The 25988-nt window shown below is 42.3% G+C and carries 28 protein-coding genes; 24 read left to right on the plus strand and 4 right to left on the minus strand.

Annotated features, from left to right (window positions below):
* Positions 1-120: 120 nt before the first annotated feature.
* Positions 121-555, plus strand: a complete 435-nt coding sequence (locus CUU64_RS06015) for a BrxA/BrxB family bacilliredoxin (protein WP_101632353.1) — start codon at positions 121-123, stop codon at positions 553-555.
* A gap of 64 nt (positions 556-619) precedes the next feature.
* On the plus strand, positions 620-1393 hold the full coding sequence (locus CUU64_RS06020; RefSeq protein WP_101632354.1) for a class I SAM-dependent methyltransferase: 774 nt from the start codon (positions 620-622) through the stop codon (positions 1391-1393).
* A 55-nt stretch (positions 1394-1448) separates the two neighbouring features.
* Here the strand turns inward: CUU64_RS06020 and ggt are convergent, their stop codons facing one another.
* Complete coding sequence (ggt, locus tag CUU64_RS06025; protein ID WP_101632355.1) at positions 1449-3146, minus strand: gamma-glutamyltransferase; 1698 nt, start codon at positions 3144-3146, stop codon at positions 1449-1451.
* Between the two features lie 448 nt (positions 3147-3594).
* Here ggt and CUU64_RS06030 point away from each other — a divergent pair, with 448 nt between their 5' ends.
* The 8 genes from CUU64_RS06030 (at position 3595) to CUU64_RS06065 (ending at position 10469) form a co-directional block, all read left to right on the plus strand.
* On the plus strand, positions 3595-4218 hold the full coding sequence (locus tag CUU64_RS06030; RefSeq protein WP_101632356.1) for a YpjP family protein: 624 nt from the start codon (positions 3595-3597) through the stop codon (positions 4216-4218).
* A gap of 353 nt (positions 4219-4571) precedes the next feature.
* Positions 4572-5285, plus strand: a complete 714-nt coding sequence (locus CUU64_RS06035) for an anthrax toxin lethal factor-related metalloendopeptidase (RefSeq protein ID WP_101632357.1) — start codon at positions 4572-4574, stop codon at positions 5283-5285.
* Positions 5286-5361: 76 nt separating this feature from the next.
* Positions 5362-6156: a thymidylate synthase gene (locus CUU64_RS06040; RefSeq protein WP_101632358.1), complete on the plus strand. Its 795-nt coding sequence runs from the start codon at positions 5362-5364 to the stop codon at positions 6154-6156.
* Complete coding sequence (locus CUU64_RS06045) at positions 6153-6647, plus strand: dihydrofolate reductase (RefSeq protein ID WP_101632359.1); 495 nt, start codon at positions 6153-6155, stop codon at positions 6645-6647. The genes CUU64_RS06040 and CUU64_RS06045 overlap by 4 nt, the downstream gene beginning before the upstream one ends.
* A 180-nt stretch (positions 6648-6827) precedes the next feature.
* The gene (gene ilvA / locus CUU64_RS06050; protein ID WP_101632360.1) at positions 6828-8096 is read left to right on the plus strand and encodes a threonine ammonia-lyase IlvA; all 1269 of its coding nucleotides are present in this window, start codon (positions 6828-6830) and stop codon (positions 8094-8096) included.
* A 186-nt stretch (positions 8097-8282) separates the two neighbouring features.
* Positions 8283-8477, plus strand: a complete 195-nt coding sequence (locus CUU64_RS06055; protein WP_101632361.1) for a twin-arginine translocase TatA/TatE family subunit — start codon at positions 8283-8285, stop codon at positions 8475-8477.
* 104 nt (positions 8478-8581) lie between these two features.
* The gene (gene tatC, locus CUU64_RS06060; protein ID WP_101632943.1) at positions 8582-9325 is read left to right on the plus strand and encodes a twin-arginine translocase subunit TatC; all 744 of its coding nucleotides are present in this window, start codon (positions 8582-8584) and stop codon (positions 9323-9325) included.
* A 301-nt stretch (positions 9326-9626) separates the two neighbouring features.
* A complete protein-coding gene (locus CUU64_RS06065) occupies positions 9627-10469 on the plus strand; it encodes a DegV family protein (RefSeq protein ID WP_101632362.1) in 843 nt (280 codons plus the stop codon).
* Between the two features lie 51 nt (positions 10470-10520).
* Here the strand turns inward: CUU64_RS06065 and CUU64_RS06070 are convergent, their stop codons facing one another.
* On the minus strand, positions 10521-11054 hold the full coding sequence (locus tag CUU64_RS06070; protein ID WP_101632363.1) for a PCYCGC motif-containing (lipo)protein: 534 nt from the start codon (positions 11052-11054) through the stop codon (positions 10521-10523).
* Positions 11055-11314: 260 nt separating this feature from the next.
* On the opposite strand from CUU64_RS06070, the gene CUU64_RS06075 reads away from it, so the two are divergent.
* From CUU64_RS06075 to CUU64_RS06085, 3 genes are all read left to right on the plus strand, one after another.
* Complete coding sequence (locus CUU64_RS06075; RefSeq protein ID WP_101632364.1) at positions 11315-11905, plus strand: SCO family protein; 591 nt, start codon at positions 11315-11317, stop codon at positions 11903-11905.
* Positions 11906-12172: 267 nt separating this feature from the next.
* The gene (locus tag CUU64_RS06080; protein ID WP_180954474.1) at positions 12173-13012 is read left to right on the plus strand and encodes an SGNH/GDSL hydrolase family protein; all 840 of its coding nucleotides are present in this window, start codon (positions 12173-12175) and stop codon (positions 13010-13012) included.
* Between the two features lie 4 nt (positions 13013-13016).
* Positions 13017-13601 carry a YpmS family protein gene (locus CUU64_RS06085; protein WP_257985437.1) on the plus strand — a complete coding sequence of 195 codons (585 nt, stop codon included), beginning with the start codon at positions 13017-13019 and terminating at the stop codon, positions 13599-13601.
* Between the two features lie 74 nt (positions 13602-13675).
* Here the strand turns inward: CUU64_RS06085 and CUU64_RS06090 are convergent, their stop codons facing one another.
* Positions 13676-14425 carry a DUF4397 domain-containing protein gene (locus tag CUU64_RS06090; protein WP_101632367.1) on the minus strand — a complete coding sequence of 250 codons (750 nt, stop codon included), beginning with the start codon at positions 14423-14425 and terminating at the stop codon, positions 13676-13678.
* Positions 14426-14627: 202 nt separating this feature from the next.
* Here CUU64_RS06090 and msrA point away from each other — a divergent pair, with 202 nt between their 5' ends.
* The 3 genes from msrA (at position 14628) to CUU64_RS06105 (ending at position 16152) form a co-directional block, all read left to right on the plus strand.
* A complete protein-coding gene (msrA, locus tag CUU64_RS06095; protein WP_101632368.1) occupies positions 14628-15167 on the plus strand; it encodes a peptide-methionine (S)-S-oxide reductase MsrA in 540 nt (179 codons plus the stop codon).
* Positions 15160-15588: a peptide-methionine (R)-S-oxide reductase MsrB gene (gene msrB, locus CUU64_RS06100; RefSeq protein ID WP_101632369.1), complete on the plus strand. Its 429-nt coding sequence runs from the start codon at positions 15160-15162 to the stop codon at positions 15586-15588. Before msrA ends, msrB begins: the two co-directional genes overlap by 8 nt.
* Before the next feature lie 72 nt (positions 15589-15660).
* Positions 15661-16152: a PTS sugar transporter subunit IIA gene (locus CUU64_RS06105; protein ID WP_101632370.1), complete on the plus strand. Its 492-nt coding sequence runs from the start codon at positions 15661-15663 to the stop codon at positions 16150-16152.
* Positions 16153-16188: 36 nt separating this feature from the next.
* On the opposite strand, the gene CUU64_RS06110 is transcribed toward CUU64_RS06105, so the two are convergent.
* Complete coding sequence (locus tag CUU64_RS06110) at positions 16189-17289, minus strand: SGNH/GDSL hydrolase family protein (RefSeq protein WP_180954475.1); 1101 nt, start codon at positions 17287-17289, stop codon at positions 16189-16191.
* 219 nt (positions 17290-17508) lie between these two features.
* Between CUU64_RS06110 and CUU64_RS06115 the strand changes: the two genes are divergently transcribed.
* From CUU64_RS06115 to kamA, 8 genes are all read left to right on the plus strand, one after another.
* Positions 17509-17634 (plus strand): YjcZ family sporulation protein, encoded by a 126-nt coding sequence (locus tag CUU64_RS06115; RefSeq protein ID WP_101632944.1) that lies wholly within the window; start codon positions 17509-17511, stop codon positions 17632-17634.
* A 306-nt stretch (positions 17635-17940) separates the two neighbouring features.
* Positions 17941-19341 carry an aspartate aminotransferase family protein gene (locus tag CUU64_RS06120; protein ID WP_374702706.1) on the plus strand — a complete coding sequence of 467 codons (1401 nt, stop codon included), beginning with the start codon at positions 17941-17943 and terminating at the stop codon, positions 19339-19341.
* Positions 19342-19372: 31 nt separating this feature from the next.
* Complete coding sequence (locus CUU64_RS06125; RefSeq protein WP_374702707.1) at positions 19373-20071, plus strand: CoA transferase subunit A; 699 nt, start codon at positions 19373-19375, stop codon at positions 20069-20071.
* Positions 20050-20715, plus strand: a complete 666-nt coding sequence (locus tag CUU64_RS06130; RefSeq protein WP_101632373.1) for a 3-oxoacid CoA-transferase subunit B — start codon at positions 20050-20052, stop codon at positions 20713-20715. The genes CUU64_RS06125 and CUU64_RS06130 overlap by 22 nt, the downstream gene beginning before the upstream one ends.
* 24 nt (positions 20716-20739) lie before the next feature.
* A complete protein-coding gene (locus CUU64_RS06135) occupies positions 20740-22029 on the plus strand; it encodes a peptidase (RefSeq protein ID WP_101632374.1) in 1290 nt (429 codons plus the stop codon).
* An 84-nt stretch (positions 22030-22113) separates the two neighbouring features.
* Complete coding sequence (gene ablB, locus CUU64_RS06140) at positions 22114-22956, plus strand: putative beta-lysine N-acetyltransferase (protein ID WP_101632375.1); 843 nt, start codon at positions 22114-22116, stop codon at positions 22954-22956.
* 84 nt (positions 22957-23040) lie between these two features.
* Complete coding sequence (locus tag CUU64_RS06145) at positions 23041-24432, plus strand: sigma-54 interaction domain-containing protein (RefSeq protein ID WP_180954476.1); 1392 nt, start codon at positions 23041-23043, stop codon at positions 24430-24432.
* A 135-nt stretch (positions 24433-24567) separates the two neighbouring features.
* Positions 24568-25986, plus strand: a complete 1419-nt coding sequence (kamA, locus tag CUU64_RS06150) for a lysine 2,3-aminomutase (RefSeq protein ID WP_101632377.1) — start codon at positions 24568-24570, stop codon at positions 25984-25986.
* Positions 25987-25988: the final 2 nt, after the last annotated feature.

Raw genomic sequence — 25988 nt, forward strand, 5'->3', positions numbered from 1 at the left:
GTTTCATTATCTACACAATTATTTAACCTTAAAAATGGTTATCATAAGCATGAGCTTTGCAGAATAATAACAAGATATAGTATTCTAACACTACCAATGTAATAACAGGAGGTATTTCTCATGTCAATGGCATATGAAGAATATATGAGACAAATGGTAAAACCGATGCGGCAGGAGCTCGTCCAGGCCGGCTTTGAAGAATTGACCACGGCAGATGAAGTGGAAACGTATATGGACAATGCCGAGGGCATAACACTAGTTGTTGTAAACTCAGTTTGCGGGTGTGCGGCAGGACTTGCCCGGCCGGCTGTAACGCAGGCGGTTGTCCGGGCGGAAAAGCAACCCGACCATCTAGTCACCGTTTTTGCCGGACAGGATAAAGAAGCCACTGCCAAAATGCGTGAATATTTTGTGGGATATGAACCATCCTCACCTTCTATGGCTATCTTGAAAGGGAAAGAAGTTGTTCACTTTATTCCACGCCATGAAATAGAAGATCATTCAATGGAAGCGATCATGGAAAATCTGCTGACTGCTTTTGAAAAAGAAGTTTAAGATATCAATACAATTTAGGGGAGTGCCATGGGCATTCTCCTTTTTGCTAAACAAGGAGACATATATGTTTGTAACCACCGCCGGAAGGACAGATCAAGAATCAATCGCAAAGGCAAGGCACACCGCTTCAGAATTAAAGGTACCATATATTCCGAGGCATAAGCGTTCTGTTGCACAGCTTCAAAAGATGTACACCGGGGATTGCTTGGTTGTCGGAAAGGATCGGCTTGATTTATATAAAGAAATGCATAAAGAACCTTTTTTCTTTCACCCGAATGTCGCCATGCTGAGGATTAAAAGGCTGCTTAAGGGAGAAGAGGACCCTTATGTTTGTGCTGCGGGGCTGCACAGCGGCTCCACCGTTCTGGATTGTACGTTGGGATTAGGTTCGGATGCCATCGTTGCTAGCATTGTCACAGGAGAGGGCGGAAAAGTACGTGGAATTGAAGAAAATCCGCTGCTTGCCTACGTTGTCAAGCGCGGGTTTGAGACATACCTGTCGGGTATACCCCTGATCGATCAGGCGTTAAGGAGGATAGAAGTCTTAGCCGGCGACAGTCTTGATTTGTTAAAGTCATGTGATGATAAAAGCTTTGATGTCGTTTATTTCGACCCAATGTTTGAAGAGAGCATTATCGAATCAAACGGAATTAGGCCATTGACTAATTTTGCCTACACAAATGAATTAACAGAAGAGTTATTCGGACACGCAAAACGGGTGGCAAGAAAAAGGGTTGTTATGAAAGACCATTTTCGAAGCCAGAGGTTTGAAAGATTCAATTTTCAGGTGAATGTCCGTAAGACATCTAAATTCCACTTTGGTTATATTGAAATATAGACTATAGACATGGAAAACGGCAGGCCACTGTTACAGGACCTGCCGTGCTCATAAATTAGTAATCTTCCTCATTTAATCCAGTAGCTTTACCTTCCCGGCTGGAATCTGCCGCACCAAACATAGTCCCATCTCCATGATTAATTTGGATCCCCTGTACATTGCCAATAGGATGAGGGACGTCGTTAAAGGCAAATCCCATTGACTCAAGTCGGCCTTTAGCAACCATATCTATGCCTGCTTCCCATTCGATATGCGGCCCCATCGGTGTAAAAATGCGGGGTTCTTCAATAGCATCCTTCAGGTTCATATTAAAATCGAGCACATTAATGATTGTTTGGGATACCGAACTTATGATGGTAGGTCCGCCTGGCGATCCCAATGTAAGGACAGGTTTTTCATCTTTGAAAATGATGGTAGGGCTTTTGCAGCTTACCGGCCGTTTTCCTGGTTGAACCTCGTTCATGCCTCCGGGGATAGAATCAAAGTCAGTAAGCTCATTATTCAAAACAAACCCATATTCCGGTACCATGATGCCAGAACCGAAAGGATGTTCAACCGTGGATGTGCATGCGACAATATTTCCCCATCTATCATGCACGGTAAAATGGGTTGTCTCGCTCCTTTCAGGTTCTTCAGGCTGCCAGACGACATCTCTTTGTTTCACGGTATCGTATTTCCACGGGTTTCCAAAATCAATTTTTGCATTCATTGCCTTGAAATCAATGAACTTTCTCCGCTCGGCAATATAGTCTTTATGAAACAAGCCATTTAAAGGTAGGTCCGCAAATTCAGCATCTGCGAAGAATGCTTTTTTATCAGTAAAAGCAAGCCTCATTGCTTCGGCAATCAGATAGTATTTCTCCCATGACCTTACGTCGTATTGTTCAAGGTGGAAATCTTCAAGGATTTTGAGGATTTGAAGAACCGTGAATCCCCCAGCACTCGGTGAATAGGAGGATGCGATCTGATAGCCTTTATAAGTACCCCACATTGGCTTGTCCACTGTAATACGGTAATCGGCAAGGTCTGAAAGCTCCATGAAACCGCCAAATTCCTTTAAAGCCTTGATGATGCCCTCGCCGATTTCACCTCCATAAAAAGCCTCTATCCCTTTTTTCTGAAGGATGCGGTAAGTGTTTGCCAGCTTTTCCTTCTTTAGAATTTCTCCTTCCTGTATCCTACGTCCGTTTGGCACAAAAAGGACGTTTGCTTCATCGCCTAATCGGTAATGGAAATTCTCCAACGCGTCAGAAAGTACCCAATTCACTGCGACACCCTTTTCGGCAAATTCGATCGAAGGCTCAATTAATTCAGCTAGCGTCATGGAGCCATAAGTCTTCCGCGCTTCTTCCATTGCCTTCAATATCCCGGGAATTCCTACTGCGGTGGCACTAGTAGAGCGTTTCCTGAAGGGGATCACTTCTTTATTTGCGTCTAAAAAAATTTCTGGATGTGCAGCTTTAGGTGCCCTTACATGTCCGTCAAAGATTTTCGTTTCATCTTGGCCTTTATTGTAAACCATCATAAATCCGCTGCCGCCGATTCCAGTCATCATCGGTTCTACTATATTTAAGGCAAACTGTATGGCAATGGCCGCATCCACCGCGTTGCCGCCGTTCTTTAAAATTTTTTCTCCTACATCGGTCGCTATTGGGTGGGCTGTCACCACCATTCCTGCATTTCCAGTTGCTGTTTCTCTTTTATAATCACTATTTTTTGATCGTCCCAGGTATTCTTTTTTATCTAAAGCCATTTATAACCCTCCCCTTATTTGATGTTTACTGTGGTAGATGGATATTGTGGATATCTATGGAATGTAAGGCCTAAAAGAAAGAAAACCTTGTCAATGACAAGGATCAGAGTTTTTCATATTCACTAATCGGCAAATGACAAGTAAACGAAATACATCAGCATTAAAATGCTGAGAAGTGTGATTGCTACAGACCATTCCATAATAGGCACTCCCTTAGTAATCATCGTAGTTATTTGATTTAAATTTTTATTCTTATGCATTTCAAATTATGTTAAAGGTGAATATTTAAGATTTCGTTTACTACTAGTCTCTTTTTATCCTTTTTTCATTTATTTGAAACACTGGTAAGAAAAATTCGAAATGTGGTCTGCTGGCTTGTATACTTAAGATATATAACGCATACATAATTGATTTGGCCGAGGACAATAGATTTGTAAGGGGATAGGCTATGAGAACCACAAACTGGCTGAAGAAAAGCCTTGTTGTATTAGTATCCATATTAACGTTCGGGATGGTCACCCCTTCGGATTTCCATTGGTGGGCGCAGGCCGACGGCAAACACCCGAAAAAAGATTCCATCCAGGAAGCGGATGCAGACCCAAATTATGAGATTCTAGTGACAGAATCACCGGTTTTCTATTCCCCTATAGACAGGGATTCGTTTGTCGAGGGAATGATGCTAAAAGCGGAGGAACAATCCTTTACGAAATTTGGCAGGAAGATCGCTTCGAAAATCGAAGATGAATTCAGGGGTGCAATTCTACCGAAAATCGAAGAAGCCATTACACAGGTTTCCCTGCAATTGCCTGAAGAAAAGCTCATACAATTAGCAATATCTGAAAAGCCTTCCTTAGGCAGGGGCGAGAAAATTTTCCACATTTACAATGAGAAAACAAATGAAGATATCATTCGTTTCCATGTCCGGCAGGAAAAACCACCCCAAGAAGGGTATTGGTTTAACTTTCATTACCATACATTCCATGATGAGTTTTCAAGCCATTATGAGCTTGGACGCATATACTGGGATAAGAACACGCCTCCCGCATGGTCTGATGGTTCCAATCTCTCCTAACTCCCAGAATAAAAATATCGCTCAATAAAACGAGGGGCGGCCAATTTACGGCCATCCCTCGTTTTTTGCAGTTTATCGACTATTTTTACATAAAAGCCTGAATAAAACAGTAAAAACCGTAAAGAAAACAGGTGACACTAGTTTACGCTGTCCAAATAGAATTCGCTCGTAGAAAGAGGAATATTCCGAGGAATACGGCCAAGCAAGTTACTTATATCCCAATTAACTACACCGCTCTTCCATAAATTTATAAAATAATCCGCTGAAGTTTATTTATGTCCATATGCTATAATTCTAGTAAAATAGCAGAAGTTTTGTGTAAAACGGGCTTACTTCTTGAAAGGGTTATCAATATGTATGTGAAAAGGTTGACAATTGTTGCATTGGTTTCCGTTCTCCTTTTTTCTTTCTATACATTCACTTATGCATCGGAAGAGGAAGGGGTATCCTGGAGTGAGCTTCCCGGCAGCCATCCATTAAAACAGAAGAAAATTAGCAAAAACAATGAAAATCTTATGAATCTATTTTTGTTTTCCAATCTTTCCTTTGATAGTGAGGAGGCTTTTTTGATAATAGATGCAATCAACCAAATTCCCTCTTCCATCATTGATAGATTGCTTCAGCATGGTGTAAAGGTAAAATTGTTCACAGGACACTTGACCGACAACAAATCAGCCAGGCACCTGAAAGGCCAGGTCCCAAGAGGGTATAAAGATGCCAGCCGCACGTGGGATGACGTTCCGGGGATGGGCGGATCGAGGAATGTACTTGTGAAAATAGGTGCGAGCCGTAAAGGGAGCGGCCATGGTTCTGTTAGCCTGGAACTTCATGAACTGGCCCATACAATTGACACGATCGTGTATGGAAAGATTCGTGATGACGAGGAATTTTTACGAATTTGGAGAAAAGAAGCCCCGGTCCTTTTTCCCGGAGAATCCTATTTTCTTCTATACCCTGAAGAATATTTCGCAGAAAGTTTTGCGATGTTTTATAAGGACAAAAAATATAACGATTTATTAAAAAGGAAAGCACCTGAGACATTTGAATACATTCAACAATTAAAATGATCTTATCAACGGTTTGGCAACAGATACCTAAGATGGTAATCTTATAGGTAACGATTTTTTAGAGGGTGGGTTAAGGATGAAGCAATATTTGGAATTATGTAAGCATGTCCTTGAAAACGGGACAAAAAAAGAGGACCGGACTGGAACAGGAACAATCAGTACGTTCGGTTATCAGATGAGGTTCGACCTCGAAAAGGGTTTTCCGCTTTTGACGACAAAAAAACTTGCATTGAAGGCAATCATTCATGAATTGCTCTGGTTCCTGAAAGGGGATACGAATGTGGCGTACCTTCAGGACAATGGCGTTCGTATTTGGAATGAGTGGGCGGATGCAAATGGAGAGCTTGGCCCGGTCTATGGCCGACAGTGGAGATCGTGGGGAGCGGCGGATGGAAGGCAGATTGACCAAATTTCTCAGGTGATCGAGCAAATAAAAACGAATCCCTACTCACGGCGTCTGATTGTAAGTGCATGGAATGTTGGAGAGCTGGAAGAGATGGCTTTGCCGCCCTGCCACGCGTTTTTCCAGTTTTATGTGTCGGACGGAAAGCTTTCCTGCCAGCTCTACCAGCGGTCCGCTGATGTGTTTTTAGGGGTGCCTTTTAATATTGCTTCGTATGCTTTGTTAACGATGATGATTGCACAGGTTACGGGGCTTAAGCCGGGCGAATTTGTCCATACTTTTGGCGATGTGCACATTTATGCAAACCATGTTGAGCAGGTTGAATTACAGCTTACACGGGAGCCGAAAAAACTACCGCAGATGAAGATTAACCCGGAAGTGAAGAATATTTTTGATTTCACCTTCGAGGATTTTTCCCTGGAAAATTATGACGCACATCCGCATATTAAAGGAGTAGTTTCGGTATGATTTCTCTGTTGGTTGCAATGGATGAAAACCGCGTGATTGGTAAGGACAACAAACTGCCATGGCATTTGCCAGCGGATTTACAGTATTTTAAAAACGTTACGATGGGACACCCGATCGTGATGGGAAGGAAGACTTTTGAATCAATCGGCCGGATACTTCCTGGAAGAGAGAATGTTATTGTCACCCGCAATATTGAGTTCAGACCAGAGGGAGTATCGGTTCTTAACTCAATCGATGAAGTCATCAAACTTGCGGAGTCTACAGTTGAGGAAATTTTTGTTATTGGCGGAGCGGAGATTTTCAAGGAAATTCTGCCTGTGGCAGACCGGCTGTACATAACGGAGATCCACCATGTATTTGCAGGTGATACATTTTTTCCTGAAATAAATGAAGCAGAATGGGAACAGCTTTCATTTAACCGGGGCAAAATCGATGAAAAAAACCGTTATCCCCATGACTTCATCGTTTTGCAACGAAAGACAGAGATTTGATTGGGTAACGTTAATAATTCGTTATAAAAAAGACGGCGGCTCTTCTATCCTGAGGGCCGCTTTCATGTGGAAACAAACTTCAATTATCTGAAACAAGAATGTTTAGAAAAATCTGTTGATTAATTGATGCAAAGTGTTATAATTTACAAATTAAATACTTGATTGAAAAAGAGGGATATAATGAATCAGGCAGCTTCGGTAAAAAAGCGGCTTCACATCGAGGACATTCTTATCGCATACCAGGAGTTGAAAGATATTGTTTCCCACACTCCGTTACAGAAAAATAGCCGCCTTTCGGACAAGTATCAATGCAATATTTATATAAAGCGGGAAGATCTCCAGCATGTAAGGTCATTCAAGCTCCGCGGTGCTTACTATAAAATGAAAAGCCTGACTGAAACAGAAACGCAAAATGGGATTGTTTGCGCGAGCGCCGGGAACCACGCCCAGGGTGTTGCCTTCGCCTGCAATGCCTTAGGAATCCATGGAAAAATTTATATGCCTGCTACCACTCCAAAACAAAAGGTGAATCAAGTGCGGCTTTTTGGAAAGGAAAGCATTGAGATTATCCTGACCGGGGATACCTTCGATGATTCATTTGCCAAAGCGGCAGAATGTGCCGAGGAAGAAAACCGGACATTCATCCACCCGTTTGATGATGAGAAAGTAATTGCCGGCCAAGGAACAGTCGCCGTAGAGATATTGAATGATTGTGATGAAAAAATAGATTATGTTTTTGCGGGCATTGGCGGCGGCGGGTTAATGGCTGGTTTGTCTACGTATTTTAAAAGTGTGTCGCCTGAAACCAAATGTATCGGTGTAGAGCCTGAAGGAGCACCCTCTATGAAGCATTCTCTTCAAGTCGGCAGGGTAGAGAGCCTGGACGAAATAGATACATTTGTGGACGGGGCAGCAGTGAAATGCGTGGGGCAGCAGACATACAGCATATGTCAGGAAAATGTGAAGGATGTCGTGGTAGTCCCAGAAGGCAAGATTTGCACGACAATTCTTGATTTATATAATCAGCATGCGATTGTTGCTGAGCCTGCGGGAGCACTGCCGATTGCAGCCCTCGATTTCTATAAGGAGCAGATAAAGGGGAAAACGGTGGTCTGTGTGATCAGCGGAGGCAATAATGATATTGGCAGAATGCAGGAAATTAAAGAAAAATCAATGCTCTACGAGGGGCTTCTGTACTATTTTATCGTGAATTTTCCGCAGAGGGCAGGAGCATTGCGTGAATTCCTTGATGAAGTCTTGGGGCCGGATGATGACATTACAAGATTTGAATATACAAAAAAGAATAATAAAGAAAGCGGACCAGCGCTCGTTGGGATTGAATTGAAAAACAAAGCGGACTTCACTGGCCTCATTTCTCGGATGGAACAAAAGGGGTTCCCATTTATTGATGTTAATAAGGACATCAACCTGTTTAATTTGCTGATATAACCTGGAATTACCTAGGACATTCAGGTAATATAAAATTGGAGTGGCTTCCGTACACTCAAAAGGATTTTATTAAGCTAGTGTTTTGTATATGTGAAATAAGTATGAAGAATCAGGGTTTCGCTTTCATTCAAATTTAAAAAATACTATAATGGCAGTAGAAGTTAAGATATTAAAGGGGATGTTTACATGCTTTCGAATATTGGGGTACCCGGTTTAATTTTAATCCTTGTTCTTGCTTTAATCATTTTTGGGCCTAAAAAACTCCCTGAGATTGGAAGGGCCTTTGGCCAGACTTTACGAGAATTCAAAAAATCAACCCGTGAGTTGACAAGCGATGTTATGGAAGAATTCGAAGAAGAAAAGAAAAAAGCTGTAAAATAATATATTCCTTTCGGGTGCGAGATGTTTTGTCTTGCACTTTTTTATGCCCGAGAAAAGAGAGGGCAGCCTTGTTCGTTTCTAACTCTAGAGAAGGAATGATTATTTTGGCAGATAAAGAGTTAAATCTTATCGAGCACTTGGATGAGCTTAGAAAAAGGCTGATCATCACAGCCGTTTCTTTTGTGGTCTTCTTTATATTGGCTTTTATTTATGTGGAAGATATTTATAAATGGCTTGTAAGGGACCTGGAAGTGAAATTGATGGTACTCGGGCCGAGCGATATCATATGGGTTTACTTTATGCTTGCTTCAGTCATTGCGATTGCGGCAACTATTCCGGTATTCGCGCTACAGCTTTGGCTATTCGTGAAGCCAGCATTAATGCCAAATGAAATCAAAGTTACTTTATCTTATATTCCTGCACTTTTCTTTTTGTTCATTGCGGGTCTTTCGTTTGGCTACTTTATCATTTTCCCGACCGTGTTGAATTTCCTTGTAGACTTAGGCGGCGATTTGTTTGTGACAAACTTTACCGCCGACAAATATTTCCGTTTCGTCATGAATATGACAATCCCGTTCGCTATACTGTTTGAACTTCCGGCTATCGCGATGTTCCTCACATCAATCGGGATTATCAACCCATATGTCCTCCAAAAGCTTAGAAAATACGCTTATTTTGTTTTGATACTGATAGCCATTACTGTCACGCCGCCCGATTTCATGTCTGATTTCTTAGTGACAGTTCCTTTGCTTCTTTTATACGAAATCAGTATCACTCTCTCAAAAGTGGTATTCAGGCGTAAACAGAAGAAGGACTTGCTTGAAGCAGAACAACAAGAAGGGATTTAAATGGACTGGGAGCACTAAGATGCTCTGATTGTATATTTGTTTAAGAAATACTGATGGCCATAATAAAGCGGCCGTTTCTGTACAACTTTCCATACGGAATTACTTAATAACGTAGTGCAGTAAGCTGTCCATAAGTGGTATATATGGACAGCTTTTTCATTTGTTTATTCATGACGGGGTCTGGACTTAATCAAATTAAGAAAATTATCGATTTTTGTAATATTATTTTTTATATTCAGTTTGAATGGTCAAGCTTAACAGGTATAATACAAGAGAATTGTAATCATAGGGATGTGAGTATATGGGCAAGGTGAAAATAGTAACAGATTCTACGGTCGACATGAGCACAGAAGAATTAGAAATGTATGGAGTTGAAATGATTCCCCTATCCATTTCGATTGATGGTGAGGTTTTTTTAGATAAAATAGAAATTGGCAATGAAGAGTTCCTGGAAAGAATGAGAAATTCAAAGGAATTGCCGAAAAGTTCTCAGCCCTCAACTGGTGCGTTTTTGGAAGTTTATAATAAACTCGGTGCCGATGGAAGTGAAATTCTATCTATACATATGACAGGGGCAATGAGCGGGACTGTCCGCTCAGCAGAAAGTGCGGCTGCCATGTCTGAAGCCAAAGTAACTGTAGTTGATTCGAAATACATTTCGAAGGCACTGTCTTTTCAAGTGATTGAAGCAGCCAAAATGGCAACGGAAGGAAAAACTGCAGCGGAAATTAAAGAAAGGCTTGAAGTGATCCAAAACCAAACAGGGCTGATCATTGTGATTGATACACTTGATAACCTTGTCAAAGGGGGCAGGGTAGGAAAGGCTTCTGCATTTATCGGTTCTCTGCTTAACATAAAACCGATAGCGACTCTTCAAAACGGGGCTTTGAATCCCTTAACTAAGGCGCGGAGCCAGTCCCAAATTGTGAAGAAGCTCGTGAATAAATTTCTTGAAGACACAAAAGGGAAAATCGTAAGGGGAGTAGGCATTGCCCATGCCAATGGGTTTACCTTATCGGATAAGGTAAGGGAGGCCATTAAAGAAGTGTCAGGGGTAGAGAATATCCAAATTGAAAGTACAACACCGGTTATCAGTACCCATGCAGGCGAGGGAGCAATGGCCCTCATGTATTACTGGGATTGATGCAAAAAACACAGGAAAACCCCGCTTGTGATTCAAGTGGGGTTAAACGCTTTAACCTTTAGGCTGTGGAGTAGGTGTTGGCTCCGGGTATCCTTCTTTGTATTTATTATCAATATACTCCCGAATTTCCTTTATGCTCTTACCTTCATTTAATTGGTTGATCGATTCTGCTGCGGTAATAAGGCATACACCGCATTTTGTGCCGTGGTCATCCCAGACAACGGCTCCATTATTTTTGTTTTCATGAATGAAGCAATCATAATTATCGCGATGTCCAGCCGAATCGTTGCAGCCACAATAGCACGGGATATGTTCAAGCAGCTCCTGGTATTTTGGGGCCGCTGCATAAATCGCCGCCATTTCCTCCGGTTTGCCGTTTAAAAAGTCCGGCATCACATTTGCGGTTTTGGTTTCCTCTTGAATATCTCCGCTGCTCGTATGGTGTTGATGTTCCTCTTTATGGCTGCTTGTCTCTTTTCCAGCTTGTTTACCTTGCTGTGAGGATGTTGTTTCGTTTCCACAGCCTGATAAAAAGAGGAAGGATGAAAGAATCATAGAGGCAACAATTCCAAACTTTTTCTTCATTCGCTTTCACCTGCTTTGTATAGTTCGAATATTTGTTATCTTATCATAAAAATACTGTTTACTGATGTTGTTTCAACATTTTATCATCGTTAAATGGTGGAAACAGTAAGGTAATGATTAGGTTAGGAAAATCTGTTTTCTATTTTCTGCGAATTTCCTTCATGTATCTGTAGCCATTAATTTGTTAAACTATTTTTCTTCAACGCTTCTTTTCTGTCTGATATAATTAACTGGTTATTACATAAAAGGATGGGAAAACAATGAAGAAACTGAAACTATCAGCCGCCGCCATTATTTTTGGTACCATCCTGCTGCTGGCTGCATGCGGTCCTGGAAAAGTTCCTGATGCGAAAAACTGGGATGTTGACAGCTTTACCTTCACCGACCAAGATAGGGAACCCTTTTCGAAAAGTGACCTGAAAGGCAAGGTGTGGGTTGCTGACTTTATTTTTACAAATTGTGAAACTGTTTGTCTTCCCATGACTTCGAATATGGCCAAGCTTCAAGAACGGGTTAAGGAGGAAGGATTGGCAGATGTGGAGTTTGTATCGTTTTCGGTTGACCCCGAAATGGATACACCCGACGTATTGAAGAAGTACGCGTCGACGTTTCATGTGGACTTTTCCAATTGGCACTTTTTGACAGGTTATGGCCAAAAAGAGATTGAACAATTTGCCATGGAAAATTTCAAAACAATTGTCCAGAAACCCAAGGAACAGGACCAGGTCATTCATGGGACGGATTTTTACCTGGTGGACCAGGATGGAAAAATCATCCGTTATTATACCGGCCTTAATAAAATCCCAATGGATGAAATCATCAAACACATAAAAATTTTGCAAAGTAATTAAATTGGCCTAGGGAAGGCCTTTTTTTTATGGATAAAAGGGTGCATTCATAATGCATGTGCCGAAAGTAAACTTTGTATCCGTGATATAATATAAATAATATTAGAAAACTCGCCGATTGGCCAGCCATTTAAGGCGAAGACAAAGGCGTAGTTAGGCCCACAAGATGTGGGTCACACAGGCGAAGACATGAGGCCGTGGCGCAGTTAGTCTTGGTTCCGAAGTATGCAGGAAAGAACTTTCTTTCCTGCCAAAAGGAAGGTGAGAGCCTTGAAATTAAAAGTCACCTGTCTTTTCTTTTGTGCGATGTTCTTTTTGTCTGCCTGTTCTGATGCAAGGTGGGTTGATCAGGACAGCAATGGTCTTCATAAAAGTAGAATCAGTATGGAAATGAAAGAGGCGGTTCCTGTATCCTTTTTTCCTGACCCGGTCCAGATCGTTTCAATCGGTGATTCGCTCACTCAAGGGGTTGGCGACAGCACAAACCAAGGCGGTTATTTGCCATATTTGAGAAAAAAGCTTGAAAAAGAGCCAGAAGTGACCGCCGCGTATATGATCAATCATGGAAAACGTGGTAACAGGACGGATCAACTGCTAACCAGGCTTGATGGTGAAAAAATGAAAGAGGACATCCAAAATGCAGAATGTATCATTATTACGATCGGTGGTAATGATGTCATAAAGATTGTGAGGGATCATATTTCGAATCTCACAATGGATCAGTTCACACAAGCTAAGACCGGGTATAAAGAAAGATTGATAAAGATAATGGACAAAGTACGTTTGTATAACCAGGATGCTGATATTTATCTAGTTGGATTATATAATCCTTTTTCGAACTGGTTGAGTAACTTTAGGGAACTGGATACGATTATGTACGAGTGGGATGGAATATCCAGAGAAGTTGTGACCAATTATTCCAATGCTTATTTTATTGAAATAGGGGATATCTTTAAAAACACGCAAGAGGATTTGCTTTTTGATGAGGATTTATTCCATCCAAATGATCGTGGCTATGAAATGATTGCGTCACGAATCTATGGTACGATGGAAAGTAACCGTTTTGGGGAAAATAGTTTGGAGGCGAGCGCTAAAAAGGATGAAGAATAACAGAATGGAACGCCATATGAAGTGGAAAAATTTATTTTTTTCCTTACTTGCGCTTAATTTGATGGCATTTTTTATCGTGTTGTTTTTTGCTTTCCAACCTGTCAAAGATGACAAGATCACTCCTGGATATTCAAGCAGTGAAGATATTCAGTTCACCGTTGATACAAACAAAAAAGACTTAAACCGGCTTATTAACCGGTACTTGGACAAAGAAGGATTTTCCGGCCTGATTCATTATGAAGTATTTTTGCATGATGATGTTCAGCTTTTCGGAACTCTGCCGGTCTTTGGAAAAAATCTTGAACTGCAAATGGCATTTGAACCAATAGCCCTCGAGAACGGTGATCTGGAGCTAAGGCAAAAATCCATTTCAGTTGGTCAAATGAACCTTCCTGTTTCCTATGTGCTAAGATTTGTGAAGGAACGCTATAAAATCCCCGATTGGGTGAGCATCCGGCCAGGGGATGAATTGATCTATGTTTCCCTGCAAAATATGAAGCTGAAAAGCGATATCAGGATTAAGGCAAAAACATTTAATTTGAATGAGGACGATATCTCCTTCTTGTTGACAGTCCCTTCACAAAAATAAATGATTTGTAATTGATCCTCTTTGTTTTTCTAGCTACTTCTTGCCGCATGTTTTCCAGGTTCTCCAATGCTTGTTTAGGGGGTTAACATAATCGCAGTTAACTGAGATGCTTTTTCCTTGCTGGCAAGCAAATAAATTGTGTAACTAACATCCTTTTCAAATCTAATTCTTTCGAGTGGGAGTATAACATCGCGGCTGCCAGCAACCCTCACCTCCAGATCGACTGCCATTGGGGTTAGCGCAAGGTAATCGGTGGCATTTCGAAATGCTACTTTCTGAAAAACGACATCTCCGTTTTTAACCGCGATATCCAGGTCTGGCGTTTCCAGAGAAAAATGGGCAAACCGGATTTTAGTTTCTTCTGCCGGTACGAAGGGATCATCCTGAATGGCGTCCACATGCAAGTTTTCCGGAGAGCCGGATACCAGCAGTGTATAAATGTTTCCAGACAGTATCGTGAATCTCGGTGTGGAAGCAGCTGGATTTTTTTTATCTGCCTGTAATATATTAAAGTGATGGCAGCCCTCAGGGAGAGAGGCATAATTGCTTATCGTTTGGCTCTCGACATTTTGATAAACAGGATTTTGGTTGATAAAGATATTCATTGCTGGGCTGTCTGGAGCTGTTAGGAGAACACGGGCGGTGGCAATTCTCTTTTCAGGCAGCGCCAGTCCAGTGCTTGCATAGAAAAATGCATTCTGCATGCTTAAAAGATGCAGTTGGTAATAATGGACATGCAAGTCTGGCCGAGTATATTTATAATAGTTAGCAAGGAAATCATACATAACTGCGTTCTGAAAAAAATTGCCATCAATTGGGAGCATCCTACCCCACTCCTATCGTTTAAGTTTCCATAAAATATGCAAACTGTTGTTCATATGCTACTGAATACGTTTTAAACGAAAACCAAATAGCTTTATCCACTGCATTTCATTTTCTTACAGCAAATCATTTTACAGGCTTGGAAAAAAACGATAAAATTCATTAGATAAAACAGGTATAAGCCGGAATGGAGGATATTCGACTATGTCTAAAGAATACGAAAAAGCAACCTTTGCAGGCGGCTGCTTCTGGTGTATGGTAAAACCGTTCCATGAACAGGAAGGTATTATATCAGTTGTGTCCGGTTATACCGGCGGTACCAAGGAAAATCCAACTTATGAAGAAGTATGTTCTGGCACGACCGGGCATTATGAAGCTGTGCAAATTACGTTTGACCCAGAAGTATATCCTTACGAAAAGCTGGTTGAATTATTCTGGCAGCAGATTGACCCGACTGATGAAGGCGGCCAGTTTGGAGACAGGGGAAGCTCTTATCAAACGGCAATCTTTTATCATAGCCAGGAACAAAAAGAAATCGCTGAGCAGTCAAAAGCAATGCTACAGCAAAGCAGACATTTTTCTCGCCCAATCGTCACACCTATCTTGCCGGTAAAAGAATTTTATGCCGCAGAAGAATACCACCAGGATTACTACAAGAAAAAGCCTGATCACTATAAAGCCTATCGTGTAGGCTCCGGACGGGCTGCTTTTATTGACAAACATTGGGGTGAATCTAATGAGTAAGTTTGAAGAAAAAAAGAAAAAGCTGACACCAATCCAATATGAAGTAACACAGAATAGTGGGACCGAACCGCCTTTCCGCAATGAATTTTGGAATCATAAAGAGGAAGGGCTTTATGTTGATATCGTTTCGGGAACACCCCTTTTTACTTCAAAGGATAAATTTGATTCAAACTGCGGATGGCCAAGCTTTACCAAGCCGATCGGAGAAGAGGAAATCATTGAAAAAACAGATTTAAGCTTTGGGATGAGGCGTACTGAGGTCCGCAGCAAAACGGCGGATTCGCATTTGGGGCATGTATTTAATGATGGGCCAGGACCAACCGGATTGCGTTATTGCATTAATTCCGCAGCCCTGAGATTCATTCCAGTATCAGACCTTGAGAAAGAAGGATTCGGCGAGTACAAAAAGCTGTTTAGTTAACGGCTCTCAACTGTATCCTAATAAAAGTAGCAGCATGGGTACGACATTAAATGAATAAGGTTGGTGTATGTATTGTTTAAGAAGTTATTTGGCAAAAAGGCCGAAGAAGAAGTGATAACCGCCCCTATTACGGGAAAGCTCGTGCAACTTGAAGATGTTCCGGATCCCGTTTTTTCCGAGAAAATGATGGGAGACGGGCTGGCGATTGAACCGGCGGAAGGGGTAGTGGTTGCACCAGTTAATGCAAGGGTATTGCAAGTGTTCCCTACCAAGCATGCTGTTGGTCTGGAAACAAACAATGGGATAGAAATTTTGATCCATATCGGGTTGGAGACTGTCACTTTGAATGGCGAAGGATTTGAAAGCTTTGTCAAAGAAGGGGATAAGGTAAAACAAGGGGACAAGCTTATCTCTTTTGACCTTGATATTATAAGGGAAAAAGCGAAGAGCACCGTAACCCCAATCATCCTTACGAATGGAGAAAAAGCAGAAAGCTTTAAAAAAACGACTGAAACACTATTAACAAGAGGGCAAACCCCATTCTTCACGGTAAAGCCAAAATAAATAAAAAAATAAACTCCGGGTCCGGAGTTTATTTTTTTATTCTCGAGTGCTTGAAATAATGGAGGATATCCGAACCACGGATCTGCCTGTGGCATTATACTGCGGTATGTTTCCTGATACCTCGAAACGCACCGTGTGCTTGCCGTCGGATAAAGAGCTTGTTACATACAATTGCCGTTCCCGTTGAAAAGGCCACCATGTGCTTAACGTTGTAATGAATTCTCCGTCAATATATACGTTGACTTGTCCTCCATCTGGGCCTCTAACCAGCTTTACCCCTAAGATATTGCCCACAAAATCGGATTCCAGGAAGCTTCCTTCCCTTCCGCTTGTCATATATCCATTCTCCAATGTGAATCCTTCTTTTGACTGGAAGGAAGAAATCGTTCTGTACGAATAAAATAAGCGTTCATGTAAAGGTTCAATAAACGCTGCAATTTCTTTTTCGTTTTTGCTATTCGCTATTAGCTGCTTATATATAGTTTCGGCATATAATTGATAGCCCCTGCCGTTAGGATGCACTAGATCCCTTGTCAGCTCTTTCGGAGGCAATCCGGTATTTTTAAACACAGGCCGCATATCAACATGGGCAGTATGATAATGGGACGATATCTTTTCAATCTCCCAGGCAAAATCCTCATAGGAAAGGCTGCTCTCCGTAATCGTCATGATTTCGGCGTTAGGGAAAACAGATTTGGCTTTTCTGATCAAGGATTCATATAATATGCCAAAATCCCTCGTTGACATATACTTACGGTCATTTTCACCGAAGACGATGAAGACAAGATCCGATTTCTCGGGATTTGCTAATGATGAAAGTCTATATAATCCTTCGAATGCAGTAGCGCCGCTCTGGACGATATATTCACCGGACATGCGGACTCCACGCTCTTCCATTTTTCTTTCCAGTATCTTGAACCATCGTTGATCGGAAGTATCAGCCCCTGAACCGCGGCCGATACTGTCGCCAATCACTGTATATCTGATAGGTTTTTGACCACTTATCTTTTCATATACAGTAAGGGAATTATCGAATCCATATGTTATATGGGCTTTTTGCAAGGTAAAAGAACATATCACAATAAGTAGGGTAGCAACAATTGTGTTAGGGACAGTGAGACGGTTCTTTCTTATCAAAAAGTGTTCCCCCATAATCTCAATATTTTGATTAGATTTTTATCAATTCGTTTTCAAATTATACTTTATTCGTTACGTGATTGAAATACAAAAGTAAAAAAACCTTAATCTTTATGATTATGAGCTCAAGCACAAACCATAAAGGGCTAATTGACATATGGTAGGGTGTAAAGAAAATCCCGAACAACAGGAGTGGAATTTATGTACGGATACGGCCCAATGGGTTATGGGTATGGTGGTTATGGCGGTTATGGAGCTGGCTGCTGCGGCTTAGGCGGAGGCTTTGCCATAATAGTTGTATTGTTCATTCTTTTAATCATTATAGGTGCTTCATTTTACGCATGAATAACCTGACCAAAACCGGCCTTGCAGAGAGGCCGGTTTTTCATTTTTTAAAGACAAAACGCGACTAATTTCTGGCCTCTATGTGGACTGGGCTAGGGGCTGAGATTACACGTGGGGCTTACCCAGGCAGACGCTTGGGAGTATGATCACTCATGACGTTGTATAGGAATCAAAAGGAAAGACTGCAGTCGCAGATATGCAGTGCAATCGTATAATTTAGAGGAGGCTGGTTTAAAAGATGGCAGTCTTTTTGCCTTTCAACAAAGATTAATCCGAAATAGTATGAAAGAATCGTCAGACCCCTTCATAGAATTTACTATATTGCTATTTGTCTTGAAGACGAACAAGGAGCGTGCTAAAAAGATGAATCGCACATCTCTCATAAAGCCTGTCCTGGATGGAGTATATCCAATGGTCAGCCATGGCAAAGGAGTTTATTTATACGATACTAACGGCAACGAATACCTCGATGGCTCATCCGGTGCGGTAACCGCCAATATTGGACATGGCGTGGAAGAAGTTTGGGCGGCAATGGATGGCCAGGCGAGAAAAGTATCATTTGTCTATCGCTCCCAATTTACGAGTGAGGCGGCTGAAGAGCTCGCAGCAAAAATATCTGCCATGACAAATGGCAGGTACTCCTGGAGCTTTTTTGTCAATAGTGGTTCGGAAGCAACGGAAACGGCACTCAAAATCGCTGTGCAGCATTGGCAGGAAAAAGGATTGCCAAAAAAAAACAGGATCATCTCCAGATGGATGAGCTATCATGGGATCACTCTTGGAGCGTTGTCTATGTCAGGCCACCCTCAACGCAGGGAACGCTTTACCTCAATCTTGGAAACCTATCCTTCAGTTTCGGCGCCGTATTGTTATCGCTGCCCTTATAACCTGGAGCCTGGGGGCTGTGAATTTCCCTGTGCAGATGAATTGGAGTGGGCCATCAGGAGAACCGGCCCCGACAGTGTGGCAGCGTTTATTGCAGAACCGGTTATCGGTGCAGCAGGTGCTGCAATCTCCCCGCCGGATGGGTATTTACAGCGCTTAAAAGCAATTTGTGAAGAATACGACGTATTGTTTATTGCGGATGAAGTGATGACTGGATTTGGCAGGACCGGAAAAATTCTTGCTAGCGGCCATTGGGGGGTGGAGCCTGACATTATCGCCTTTGGAAAGGGGATGAGTGGAGGATATACGCCAATAGGGGCTGCAGTTATGACAGAAAAAGTCATGGAACCAATCTTAAATGGTTCAAAATCCATCATGGCGGGGCACACTCTAAGTGCAAACCCACAATCCTGTGCGGTTTCACTAGCTGTCCTTGATTATGTAGAAAAAAAAGGACTAGACGAAAAAGCATTAAAATCAGGCATTTATCTAAGAAATCTTTTAGAAAAGCTTTCGTACAGGTATCCTTTCATTGGTGATATCCGTGGCAAGGGCTTACTGTTAGGAGTCGAGTTTGTACAAGATAGGGAAACAAAGGAACCATTTCCGGCTGATATCGATGTGACGAACAATATCATACGCCTAGCGCAAGAAAACGGACTGCTTTTATACCCGGCTTCTGCAGGGGTGGACGGCGTGGGGGGGGCAGCTATTATCATTTCTCCTCCTCTAACCATTACAAAACGGGAAATCGAAGACCTTATGCGGAGGTTGAATCGTACATTGTCCCAGTTTGAAGAAAGATTGCAGGCAGGTACGTAACAACTTCTTTACGGGGAAGTGAAAAGAGTTGATTCAAAATACATTTCAAAAAATATGTCACTTTACTGATCTTAAGCATTTGTTTGAAGACGGAATGAGCATCATGTTTGGAGGTTTCGGAGGGATTGGCACCCCGCCCGGCCTAGTTAGCCTTATTCTGGAGTTGGGAATCAAGGATCTCACATTGATTGGAAATGATACGGGGTTTCCACAAATCGGAATTGGAAAACTAGTGACAGAAAAAAGAGCAAAAAAAATCATTGCCTCCCATATTGGTTCGAATCCAAACGCTGTAAGATATTTGACCACCGGGGAGCTTGAAGTTGAATTTTCACCGCAGGGAACTCTTGTTGAAAGAATGAGGGCCGGGGGAATGGGACTTGGAGGTATCCTGACGGATATCGGTGTGGATGAAGAAATCGTTAAGCGGGATAAGCAAACCATCAAACTGGGTGGGAAAACGTTTCTCGTTGAAACAGCACTTACGGCGGATGTTTCGATTGTTTATGCGGAAAAAGCGGATCCTTTTGGAAATCTTGTATACGACAAGAGTGCGCGAAACACAAATCCATTGGCTGCCATGGCTGGGACAGTGACAATAGCTGAAGCCAAAGAGATTGTGCCTCTCGGTAGGCTTAATCCCGAAGAAATTGTGACACCGGGTGTATTCGTTGACCATATTGTCGAATCGGAGGGGGTTGATTGGCAATGGGTTTGGGAACGGAAATAAGGCATAAAATCGCACAGCGGGCCGCAATGGAAATTAGTGACGGTATGCTTGTTAATCTTGGAATTGGAATTCCTTCGCTTGTACCAGATCATTTACCGGCCGGCCATTCCATTATGTTCCATGCAGAAAACGGAATTGTCGGAATGGGGAAATCCCCTAAAGAAGGGGAGGAAGACGCCCATTTATGCAATGCCGGCGGCTATCCGGTTACGTTAAGGAACGGCGGTTCTTACTGTGATAGCACAACTGCCTTTGGGATGATTCGAAAGGGTTTGATAGATGTGACAATCCTTGGTGCGCTGCAGGTTAGCGAAAATGGGGATCTTGCTAATTGGATCGTACCAGGAAAAAGAGTCCCTGGCATGGGAGGGGCGATGGATCTCGCCGCAAAAGCAAAGAAAGTAATTGTCCTTATGAATCATAGAGACAAAAACGGAAAATCAAAGCTGGTAAAACGCTGCACCTTACCGCTGACAGCAAAAAGGTGTGTTCATATGGTCATAACGGAAATGGGTGTGTTTTTAGTTATGAAAGACGGTCTGCTGCTAACAGATTTGTTTTTACCATACACAATTGATGAAGTTAAAGCTAGTACAGAGGCAAAGTTTGATATCTCCGATTCATTAACCCTATTAGGAGAGTAGCAAGCGCAGAAGGGGGATGTGCATATGATTCATAACCAGACTATTCATGAATGGCTAAAGCAAAATGGCATGAGGGGAATCAGACTCTTACAGCGCCTCGTGCAGGAGCCGAGCAAAAGGGGGCAGGAAGGCAGGGCCCAAGCAATCATTTTAGAAAAATGCAGGGAACTAGGCCTTTCCATTGATTTATGGGAATTAGGTGATGATTCATTACGGAACCATTCTAATTTTTATTGTGACAGAACGGATTTTAAAGGAAACCCAAATCTTGTGGCTGTTCTAAAGGGCTCAGGCGGTGGAAAATCACTGATTCTAAACGGGCATATTGATGTGGTGCCAGAGGGCAACCCAAAGGACTGGGATGACGATCCTTTCAGCGGTATATTGAGGGATGGAAAGGTATATGGCCGCGGGACAACAGATATGAAGGGAGGAACAGTCTCACTGCTTTTGGCTCTCGATGCCATTCTATCACTCGGTATCACGTTGAAGGGCGATGTCATATTTCAAAGTGTCATAGAAGAGGAAAGCGGAGGTGCCGGTACTCTTGCTGCCGTTTTACGGGGGTATCAGGCAGATGGTGCGATTATTCCTGAACCAACCAATATGAAATTTTTTCCACTTCAACAGGGGTCAATGTGGTTTAGGTTGACTGTAAAGGGGAAATCTGCCCATGGAGGAACGAGATATGAAGGAGTAAGTGCCATTGATCTTGCGCTCGAAGTGGTGAACGAAATCAAGGCCCTGGAGAAGTATAGAAATGATTCCCTTGATCATCCTCTATATAAAGATATAAAAATTCCGATTCCTATTAATATAGGAAAAATCGAAAGTGGTTCATGGCCTTCATCTGTTCCGGATAAAGCCATTATTGAAGGGCGTTTCGGTATAGCCCCAACAGAAACAATGGAATCAGCACAGAGGGCTATGGAGGATTGTATTGCTAGTTTAAATGCAGAACATGAATGGTTCCACCAAAAGCCGATAGAAATAGAATGGTTTGGTGCGAGATGGCTGCCGGGAAATCTCGACTTGCATCATCCATTAATGGAAACGCTTTCAAATAACTTTAGCAAAGTGATGCAGAAGCCTCCTGTCATCGAGGCTTCGCCGTGGGGTACGGACGGAGGCTACTTATCGAATGTAGGTGGTATCCCGGTCATTGTGTTTGGGCCAGGGAAAACCGAGGTTGCCCATGACGCAAATGAATATATAGAAATAGACAAAGTGATTGAAGCGGCGGAAATCATTGCCCTAGCGATTATTGAATGGTGCGGAGTGGATCAAGCTGGAACAAGCCTATTAGAAAATTAAAAGGATAAAGGCCTGATTTCTTCATGATCAGGCCTTTTGTAGCAGTTGGATTATAAACCACCAATTCATAACATGGAGGAAGCTATGGAAAGTCAACAAAAAGTTATCAAGAAGCGCGGCTTCACATTGAATCTCACCCTAGACCCGTATAATCGCAGGGTCAGAGTAGATGATTACCTTGGAGACTTTACTAAGTGCGTGGAAGAAGCACAAAAAGCCGTAGCTGGTATCGCTGCTGATAAACTAATTTTTAAAGCCAGAAAGGAAAATTTTTCACAGCTTATAAGCCGAGGGTTTTTATTAGAAGGAGTGCTGGACCACTATTTCTCGGGAAGCGACTGCTATTTTTTTGTGAAATATTTTCAGGATGAAAGGAGAAGCAGCGGTAAATGGGCGGAAGAAGACTTAATTTTACAGGGAGTCTTATCGCTTCAACCAAAAAATGAATCGTTGTTGCCGCCTGTAGGATATATAGCCAGGAAAGCAAAACAAGAGGATGCGGAACAGCTAGTAAAATTTTACCGCAAGGTCTTCGATGTTTATCCGGTGCCGATCGAGGATCCGCAATATATAAAAAAATGTATGGAGAGCGGGACTGTTTTTTATATTTATGAGTTTGAAGGACAAATCGTCAGCAGTGCTTCTGCCGAAGTGAACACTAAATATCATAACGCTGAAATCACAGACTGTGCCACCTTGCCGGAGCATCGGCAGTTTGGCTTAATAAAACTTTTAATCAGTCAGCTTGAAGATGACCTTGCTAGCAATGAGATTTATTGCGTGTATTCCATTGCACGGGCGCTTTCCTTCGGTATGAATGCTGCTTTTTATCAGCTTGGCTACGAGTACAGGGGGAGGCTGGCAAATAACTGTTTCATTTTTGACAAAATCGAAGATATGAATTTATGGGTTAAGAATAACAGTTAAGTGACGGATTTTTAGCACAGGATGGCAAGATTTCGGCACTTTCTCATATATATGAATACAGGCCGGTCTATAAGGAGTGAGAAAGTGTCAGTCGAATTATATAACACCCGTAAAGTGCTGGAGGCAATCCTCTCAAGTATCGATGAAGGGATTCATGTAATTGATATGAACGGGTTAACGATTTTTTATAACGCCGTCGCCGCCTCCCATGACGGGATGGAAGTTTCCGAGGTGCTTGGAAGGCCGTTGCTTGAGGCGTTTCCTTCATTGACCAGACATTCATCGACCCTGTTAAACGTTGTTAAGACAGGTAAACCGATTGCATTCAAAGAACAGTCATATGTGAATCTACATGGGAAAAAGATCGAAACGATGAATAGTACGCTTCCTATCTATGTAGAAGGACAACTTATCGGTGCTGTTGAAATAGCAAAGGATATTTCCAAGCTGCGCGTAATGTCAGAGCATTTACTTGACCTTAAAAGCACGCTCACAAAGCAGAAAAAGAAAATCTTGGACCATAACGGTGCAAAATATAATTTTGATGACATATTGACAGATAACCCTCAATTCCGTACTGTCATTGAACAAGGAAAAAAAGCAGCATCCTCTTCATCGTCAGTACTTGTGTTTGGTGAAAGCGGTGTTGGGAAGGAATTATTTGTACAAAGCATCCATAATGCGTCCGCACGGAAGAAAGGCCCTTTCATTGCCCAAAACTGTGCCGCATTACCGGAAACACTTCTTGAAAGCCTCCTGTTCGGCACAGCTAAAGGAAGCTATACCGGCGCCATCGATCGTCAAGGGCTGTTTGAGCTTGCCGATGAAGGAACTCTTTTCCTTGATGAGCTTCAATCCATGCCCATCGAACTCCAATCAAAGCTGTTGAGAGTGCTTGAGGATGGACTGGTTAGGAGGATTGGCGGAACGAAAAGCATCTCTGTCGATGTGAGGGTGGTTGCTGCCATGAATATCCATCCTGAAGAGGCATTAAAGAAAAATAAACTCCGTGCTGATTTATTTTACCGGCTGAATGTCATGAGTTATAAACTTCCCCCATTAAAAGACCGAAAAGAGGATCTTCTTAAACTGTCCTGCCATTTTATTTCTTTATATAACGGTATGCTCGGGAAAAACGTAAAAGGTCTGAAGCCAAGCGTGAAAACAGCATTCCTGGCACACCATTGGCCAGGAAACGTCCGTGAGCTAAAGCATACAATTGAATACATGATGAATGTCACCGAAGGAACTATTCTAACGGAAAATGAGCTTCCTGTTTTTTTCAATGGCTATTCTGGCACTGACAATATAAGCGCACTTGTGCCTTTAAGAGAAGCATTGAAAAAAACAGAAGAAGATTTAATCCGAAGGGCATTAGCCCAAACAAACGGTAATGTCCTTCAAGCTTCAAAAATCCTTGATATTCCAAGGCAAACCCTGCAATACAAGATAAAAAAGAGCAATATCGGGGGTTAGTCCCCCGGTACGGTAATGCGTTAAAACAGTGGGGGGTCTGACTGATCCCCCGAAAGGTGTAGCTCGACTGATCCTGAAAACCTTTGGCACACTTCTTGCATTTAATATTAATAATTAGATACAGGAGGGTGTGCCATGCTAGCTAATTTATATAAGCCTGATCGCCATTGGAAGGATATTGAGCTTTGGAAAGATGTCCCGGAGGAAAAATGGAATGATTGGATCTGGCAGCTGACCAATACAATCAGAACCGTGGATGACCTAAAAAAGGTAATAAACCTTACGCCTGATGAAGAAGAAGGCGTAAGGATCTCAACAAAAACGATCCCTTTAAATATAACCCCTTACTACGCCTGGCTGATGAATCCTACAGATCCAAGATGCCCGATAAGGATGCAATCTGTCCCAATCTCACAGGAAATGAATAAAACAAAATACGATATGGAGGACCCTCTCCACGAAGATGAAGATTCCCCGGTTCCAGGATTGACTCACCGATATCCGGACCGCGTGTTGTTCCTTGTAACAAACCAGTGCTCTATGTATTGCCGCTATTGTACGCGCAGAAGGTTCTCAGGGCAAATAGGGATGGGTGTTCCTAAAAAACAGCTAGACGCGGCGATGGGCTATATCAGGGAAACACCCGCTGTCCGCGATGTGCTGATATCAGGGGGAGACGGCCTTCTAATAAATGATACGATACTAGAATATATCTTAAAGAATTTGCGGGCCATTCCCCATGTTGAAATTATCCGCATCGGCACGCGGGCGCCGGTTGTGTTCCCGCATCGAATTACTGAAAACCTCTGCAATATACTAAAAAAATATCACCCCGTTTGGCTGAATACACATTTCAACACGTCGATTGAAATTACGGGAGAATCCAAAAGAGCCTGCGAAATGTTGGTGAATGCTGGCGTTCCTGTAGGCAACCAAGCTGTTATTTTGACAGGAATAAATGACAGTGTGGCGATCATGAAAAAACTCATGCATGACCTGGTAAAGATAAGGGTGCGCCCATATTATATCTACCAATGTGACTTATCAGAAGGGATTGGCCATTTCCGGGCCCCTATATCTAAAGGGCTTGAAATCATGGAGGGCTTGCGCGGTCATACTTCCGGGTATGCCGTCCCAACCTTTGTCGTCGATGCACCAGGCGGTGGAGGCAAGATATCACTGCAGCCAAATTATATCATTTCACAATCAGCATCCAAAACTGTCCTTCGCAACTTTGAAGGTGTGATAACAACCTATCCGGAACCAGAAAATTATACCCCTGGCAAGGCGGATGATTACTTCAGGGAAATCTATCCGGACATGGATGAGAAAAGATCAGACATCGGTATTTCTGGATTAATGAATGATCGGCAGTTCAACCTTGTACCTGAAGGCTTAAAGAGGATGGACAAAAGAAAAGATTATGATTTGAATCCACAGCATGCCTCATTAAAGGACCAGCGTGGAAAACGAGACGAATTAAAAGAAAAAAAATTTATGGCACAGAAGACTAAAGAAACCAGCAAGCCGGAGACTGGAAAGGAAAAAGGGTGACA

It is taken from the genome of Bacillus sp. V5-8f (assembly GCF_002863565.1).
GTDB lineage: Bacteria > Bacillota > Bacilli > Bacillales > DSM-1321 > Peribacillus.